At 75.4% G+C, this 5,380-nt stretch carries 7 protein-coding genes; 5 read left to right on the top strand and 2 right to left on the bottom strand.

Annotation, left to right across the window (positions count from 1 at the left end; translation table 11 throughout):
- Window positions 1-14: 14 nt before the first annotated feature.
- Window positions 15-299: a (2Fe-2S)-binding protein gene (locus ACTHMS_RS17865; RefSeq protein WP_440308012.1), complete on the top strand. Its 285-nt coding sequence runs from the start codon at window positions 15-17 to the stop codon at window positions 297-299.
- On the opposite strand, the gene ACTHMS_RS17860 is transcribed toward ACTHMS_RS17865, so the two are convergent.
- The gene (locus tag ACTHMS_RS17860; RefSeq protein ID WP_440308011.1) at window positions 217-1,011 is read right to left on the bottom strand and encodes an HDOD domain-containing protein; all 795 of its coding nucleotides are present in this window, start codon (window positions 1,009-1,011) and stop codon (window positions 217-219) included. The genes ACTHMS_RS17865 and ACTHMS_RS17860 overlap by 83 nt on opposite strands.
- Window positions 1,012-1,093: 82 nt before the next feature.
- Between ACTHMS_RS17860 and ACTHMS_RS17855 the strand changes: the two genes are divergently transcribed.
- The 4 genes from ACTHMS_RS17855 (at window position 1,094) to ACTHMS_RS17840 (ending at window position 4,946) form a co-directional block, all read left to right on the top strand.
- Complete coding sequence (locus ACTHMS_RS17855; protein WP_440308010.1) at window positions 1,094-1,954, top strand: alpha/beta fold hydrolase; 861 nt, start codon at window positions 1,094-1,096, stop codon at window positions 1,952-1,954.
- A gap of 34 nt (window positions 1,955-1,988) precedes the next feature.
- A complete protein-coding gene (locus tag ACTHMS_RS17850) occupies window positions 1,989-2,627 on the top strand; it encodes a GOLPH3/VPS74 family protein (RefSeq protein WP_440308009.1) in 639 nt (212 codons plus the stop codon).
- Window positions 2,628-2,703: 76 nt separating this feature from the next.
- Window positions 2,704-3,456, top strand: coding sequence for a YqjF family protein (locus ACTHMS_RS17845; RefSeq protein ID WP_440308008.1), 753 nt, complete (start codon window positions 2,704-2,706; stop codon window positions 3,454-3,456).
- Window positions 3,457-3,482: 26 nt separating this feature from the next.
- A complete protein-coding gene (locus ACTHMS_RS17840) occupies window positions 3,483-4,946 on the top strand; it encodes a protein adenylyltransferase SelO (protein ID WP_440308007.1) in 1,464 nt (487 codons plus the stop codon).
- Between the two features lie 63 nt (window positions 4,947-5,009).
- Here ACTHMS_RS17840 and ACTHMS_RS17835 read toward each other — a convergent pair.
- Window positions 5,010-5,380 (bottom strand): cobalamin biosynthesis protein CobD/CbiB (locus tag ACTHMS_RS17835; RefSeq protein ID WP_440308006.1); only part of this gene is annotated, 371 nt, incomplete at its 5' end.

Here is a 5,380-nt window from a genome sequence, read left to right as displayed (position 1 = left end):
TGCGCGGCAACGTCGTGTCGGCGCTCGCCGGCGCGGCGACCGTGCTGGGCGACCCGCGCGCGGACGACGCGGTGCGCCGGCTGCTGGGCGAGGGCTGGCTCGCGGGTGCCGGCACCTGGCCGGAGGGCGGGGCGTTCCGGCGCCGGAACTGCTGCCTGCTCTACCGGGTGCCCGCGGCCGGCAGCTGCGGCGACTGCGTGCTCGGGCAGCGGACGATCACGGAATCTGCAGCGCCTCGGCCAGGGCGGTCGCCCGCGCCTCGATCCGCTCGAGCCACGCCGGCACGTCCGCCGCGGTGATGCGGCCCGCGCTCAACCGCTGCATCGCGGCGAGGGCCTCCTCGTCCGGGGCCGCGCCGCCCATGACCGCACGTGCGCAGATCCGGGCGGCGTACAGCGCGCGCGCCGTGAGCTCGCCGTCGGCGTCGGGCTCGGTGTCGTGGTCGGCGACGATGTCGCACAGCAGCGCCGGGAACTGCCACTCCCGCAGCAGCGCCGCGCCGAAGGCGGCGTGGTCGGTGCCGTACTGCTCGCGCTCCTGCTCGATGAGCTCGCCCGGATCGACACCGGGCTGGAGGCACAGCGCGGGGACGGGCGCGCTCTGGTGCAGCAGCGCCGAGCCGAACGTGTGCAGCAGGCCGAGGACGAAGAGGTCCGCCGCCGAGACGCCGAACCGCGGCGCGAGCACCTCGGCGGCCGACGCGGAGGTCGCCGCCTGCGTCCAGAAGCCGGGCGGTGTGCGCTGTGGGCCGGCCGCGGTCGCGAGCGTCAGCCCACGCACGGTCGTGATCCCGAGCAACGACACGGCGAGGTCGAGGCGCGCGACCCGCGCGCTCAGGCCGTAGGCCGACGAGTTCGCCAACTTCAGCACCCGCATCGCGAGGATCGGGTCGGTGCCGATCGCCTCGCCCAACTTCGCCGACGACGCGTTCGGGTCGTCCGCGATCCGCAGGACCAGCAGCGCCGCGTCCGGGCGTGCGGGCAGTTCGGGGACCGGCCGGGAGGAGGTCACCGGATCACCGTAGGGCGAGCGGCACCGACCGGTCGACACCGACGGGACGGCACCGTCCCTGACCGTCCGTACATTCGAGGTCGTGCCCCCGCGTAGCCGCACCGGTGATCTCGTGCCCGTCGACGTCGACGGCTTTCGTGGCGATGTCCATGTGCGCCTGGACGGCCGGCCCGACGCCCCGCCGGTGATCATGCTGCACGGCTTCAGCGGCTCGCTGCACTGGTTCGACCGCGTGGTGCCGATGCTCGGCGCCGGCCGCCGGCTCGTCCGGATCGACCTCGTGGGGCACGGCGGCACCGGCGGCCCGGCGGTCGACGCCCCGGTGCAGACGCGGGTGGCGAGCGCCGTGCTCGACCGGCTCGGGCTCACCGGCGTCGTCGCGCTCGGGCACTCGTTCGGCGCCGACGTCGCGGTCGGGCTGGCCGAGTGGACCGACCGCGTCGAGGGCCTCGTCATCGTCTGCCAGGCGCCCGACTACACGGACGCGATCTTTCCCCGGGGGCACCGGCTGATGACCGTGCCGGCACTCGGTCGCGCCCTCGCGTCCGGGGTGCAGCGGCTCGCCCACGTCGTCGGGCCGCTCCTGCTGCGCCGGGTGCCGGACGCCGGCCGCGTGCTCGCCGAGCAGGGGCTGTCGGACTTCCACGCGCTGAACGCCGGCATGTTCAAGGTCGTGCTCGGCGATCGCCGCGCGCGTCTGGCGGCGCGTCCGCTCGACGCCCAAGTGCGCGACGCGGGCAAGCCGACGCTGGTGCTGCTCGGCGGCAAGGACCACTTCTACGGCGACCGGTCACGCGGACGGTACGAGTCCGCCGGCGCCCGGGTGGTCGTGCTGCCCGAGGCGGGTCACTCGCCGCTCGTCGAGCAGCCGGACGAGGCAGCTGCGATCATCGGCGACTGGCTGGCCGAGACCGCGCCGGACGCGGCCGGTACCCGGTCGTAGCCGCGGCGCGCTCGTCCGGGCGGAGGGAGCCCACGTGCAACTGCTCGACCTGCTGCCGTTGCGGGTGCTCGTGCTGGCCGCGCGTCCCGAGACCGGGCGGCTGCCGGCCGGTGCCCACATCAGGGAACTGACGCTCGCGGCGGCCCTCGGCGAACTCTGGCTCGCCGGCGCCGTCCTCGACGACCGCGGCCGGGTCGTCCGCGGCGCGGGATCGCCGCCGGACTGGCCCGCCCTCGCCCAACTGCTCGCCGACATCGAGCGGCGGCCGGGTCGCCGCTGGCAGAGCTGGATCCGGCGCACGCGCGGCTTCGAACGGCCGACGATGGACGCGCTGCTCGCCGGCGGGCTCGCGGCCGACGTGCCGCAACGCTTCCTCGGCATCCCGTTCACCCGCTTCACCGTCGACCCCGGAGCTCGCGCGCCCCTCGCCGCGGAGGTCGACGGCTGGTTGCGGTCGTCGGTGCCGGTGCCCGAGATCCCGCAGCGCACCGCACTCACCATCGCCCTCGCCGACGCCGCGCGGCTCGCGACCGTACTGCCGCGGCCCGAACGCCGCGCGCACGCGGCCCGGCTGCGGCAGCTCGCCGACCACTACGAGCCGCTGCCCCGCGCCCTGCGCCGTGCGATCGCCTCGAACAGCGGCGGCGAGGGCGTCAGCGTCTCGGCGGGCTAGCGACGGCGCGCCGAGAACTCGGCCACAACGGCGCGATCGACGCATCCGCGCTTCCGTGGCCGGGCGAAGATCGGATGTGACCTCCGTGCCGACGCTCTCGAGCCCGCTGGCCGACTACCCGGTGACGGCTCCCCCGCTGCGCCGCCCCGTGGTGTTCGACCAGCGCTGGACCTCGCTCGCCTTCCTGCACTGGCCGGTGCGTCCCGAGACCGTCGCCCACCTGTATCCGCGCGGGAGCCGTCCCGACGTCTGGGTCGACGGCCTCACCTATGTGGGGCTCGTCCCGTTCGAGATGCGCGACGCCGGCTTCGGACGCAACCTGCCGGTGCCGTTCTTCGGCCGCTTCCTCGAGACCAACATCCGGCTCTACTCCGTCGACGACGGCGGCCGCCACGGTGTGCTGTTCCGCTCGCTCGAGACCGAACGGCTCGCGATCGTCCCGTTCGCGCGCGGCGTCTTCGGCATCCCGTACACCTACGCGCGTATGACGATGCGGCGCGACGGCGACGTGGTGCGCTACGACAGCGTGCGCCGCTGGCCGCGCGCCGGGCTGGCCAGCCACCTCTCGCTGCGCATCGGCGAGCCGGTCGATCCGACCGACCTCGAGGTCTGGCTCACCGCCCGCTGGGGTGCCCACACGCGCGTGGCCGGACGCACCTGGTGGGTGCCGAACGAGCACGACGCCTGGCCGCTGCAGGCGGCCGAGGTACTCGACCTGCGCGACGACCTGATGGCCGCCGCCGGGGTCGAGCCCGCCGGCCCGCCGCTGCGCGCGCTCTGGACCCCCGGCGTCCGCACCCGGTTCGGCCGCCCGTCGCTCGTGCGCTGAGCGCAGGGGTTCGTACGCTGGGACGGGTGACCTCCACGTCCGCCCGCCCGATCGCCCTCGCGCACCGGTTCGCCGACGAACTGCCCGAGCTGGCACTGTCCTGGCGGGCCGACGAGGCACCCGAGCCGCGACTGCTCGCGCTGAACGAGGTGCTCGCGGCCGACCTGGGTCTCGACGCCGCCTGGCTGCGTACCGACGACGGCCTGCGCCTGCTCACCGGCGAGCGGCCGCCCGAGGGCGCGGCCCCGGTCGCGCAGGCCTACGCGGGGCACCAGTTCGGCAACTACTCGCCCCGGCTCGGTGACGGCCGGGCCCTGCTGCTCGGCGAGCTCGCCACGCCCGACGGCCGCGTCGTCGACCTGCACCTCAAGGGATCCGGCCGCACCCCCTTCTCGCGCGGCGGCGACGGGCTCGCGGTGGTCGGCCCGATGCTGCGCGAGTTCGTCATCAGCGAGGCGATGCACGGGCTCGGCATCCCGACCACGCGCGCGCTCGCGGTCGTCGGCACTGGCCGCGTCGTCGAGCGCGAGACCTACCAGCCGGGCGCCGTGCTCGCGCGGGTCGCGAGCAGTCATCTGCGCGTCGGCAGCTTCCAGTACGCCCGCGCCACCGACGACCTCGCGCTCCTGCGCCGCCTCGCGGACGTCGCGATCGCCCGGCACGATCCCGACCTCGCCGACGCCGACCACCCGTACCGTGCGCTGTTCGAGGCGGTCGTCGCGCGGCAGGCCCGGCTCGTCGCCCGCTGGATGCTTGTCGGCTTCGTCCACGGCGTCATGAACACCGACAACATGACGATCTCCGGCGAGACCATCGACTACGGCCCGTGCGCCTTCCTCGACGTCTTCGACCCGCGCACGGTGTTCAGCTCGATCGACACCGGCGGGCGCTACGCCTACGGCAACCAGCCGGCCGCCGCGCAGTGGAACCTCGCCCGCTTCGCCGAGGCGCTGCTGCCGCTGCTCGCCGACGACCAGGACGCCGCGGTCGCCTACGCCGTCGAGGCGCTGAACGGGTTCGCCGAGCAGTACAACCTCGCGTGGACGCAGGGGATGCGCGCCAAGCTCGGCCTGCCCGAGGGCCTCGCGGCCGACGTGCTCGACGGGCTCGTCCAGGAGCTGTTCGCGCTGCTGCAGGCGAACCCGGTCGACTTCACCGGCTTCTTCCGGCGGCTGGCCGATGCCGCCCGCGGCGACCGCGAGCCGGCCCGCGCGCTGTTCCTCGACCTGGCCGGCATCGACGGCTGGCTCGAGCGGTGGGCCGCCCTGGCCCCCGACGCCGTCGCGATGGACCGCGTGAACCCGGTCCACATCCCGCGCAACCACCTCGTCGAGGCTGCGCTCGCCGCCGCGACCGACGGCGACCTCGGCCCGTTCGAAGAGCTCGTCGCGGTCGTGCGCGACCCGTTCACGCCCCGGCTCGGTCTCGAGCGCTACGCCGAGCCCGCGCCGGACGACTTCGGGCGGTACACGACGTTCTGCGGCACCTGACCGCCGGCACACCATGATCGACACCCGTCCGGACCGGCTGGAGGCGGTCGGAAGGGGTTTTGATCATGCAGCAGGCGCCGCGCCGACCGCGACGGCCGCGGCCACGAGCGCTGCCGCGACCGTCACCCGCCGCAGCAGTGCCGCCGCTCGGCCGAGGTCGTCGGCGGCGGCCGGGCGGCCGTCACCGAGCCGGGGCCGGTGCTCGACCCGCTCGGCGTAGACGTTGCGCCCGCCGAGGGTCAGGCCGAGCGCGCCCGCGTACGCGGCCTCGCACCAGCCGCTGTTGGGGCTGGGGTGGCGGCGTGCGTCGCGCCGCACCACCCGCCAGGTCTCCCCCGGCCTGCGGCCGACCAGCGCGACCAGCACCGCCGTGAGCCGCGCCGGCACCAGGTTGGCGACGTCGTCGAGCCGGGCGGCGGCCCAGCCGAAGCGCT

The sequence above is a fragment of the Jatrophihabitans sp. genome, from assembly GCF_051960575.1.
Lineage (GTDB): Bacteria > Actinomycetota > Actinomycetes > Mycobacteriales > Jatrophihabitantaceae > JBQCEE01.
Note: the sequence above shows the minus strand (reverse complement) of the source record. Positions and strands in the feature narration are given on the sequence as shown.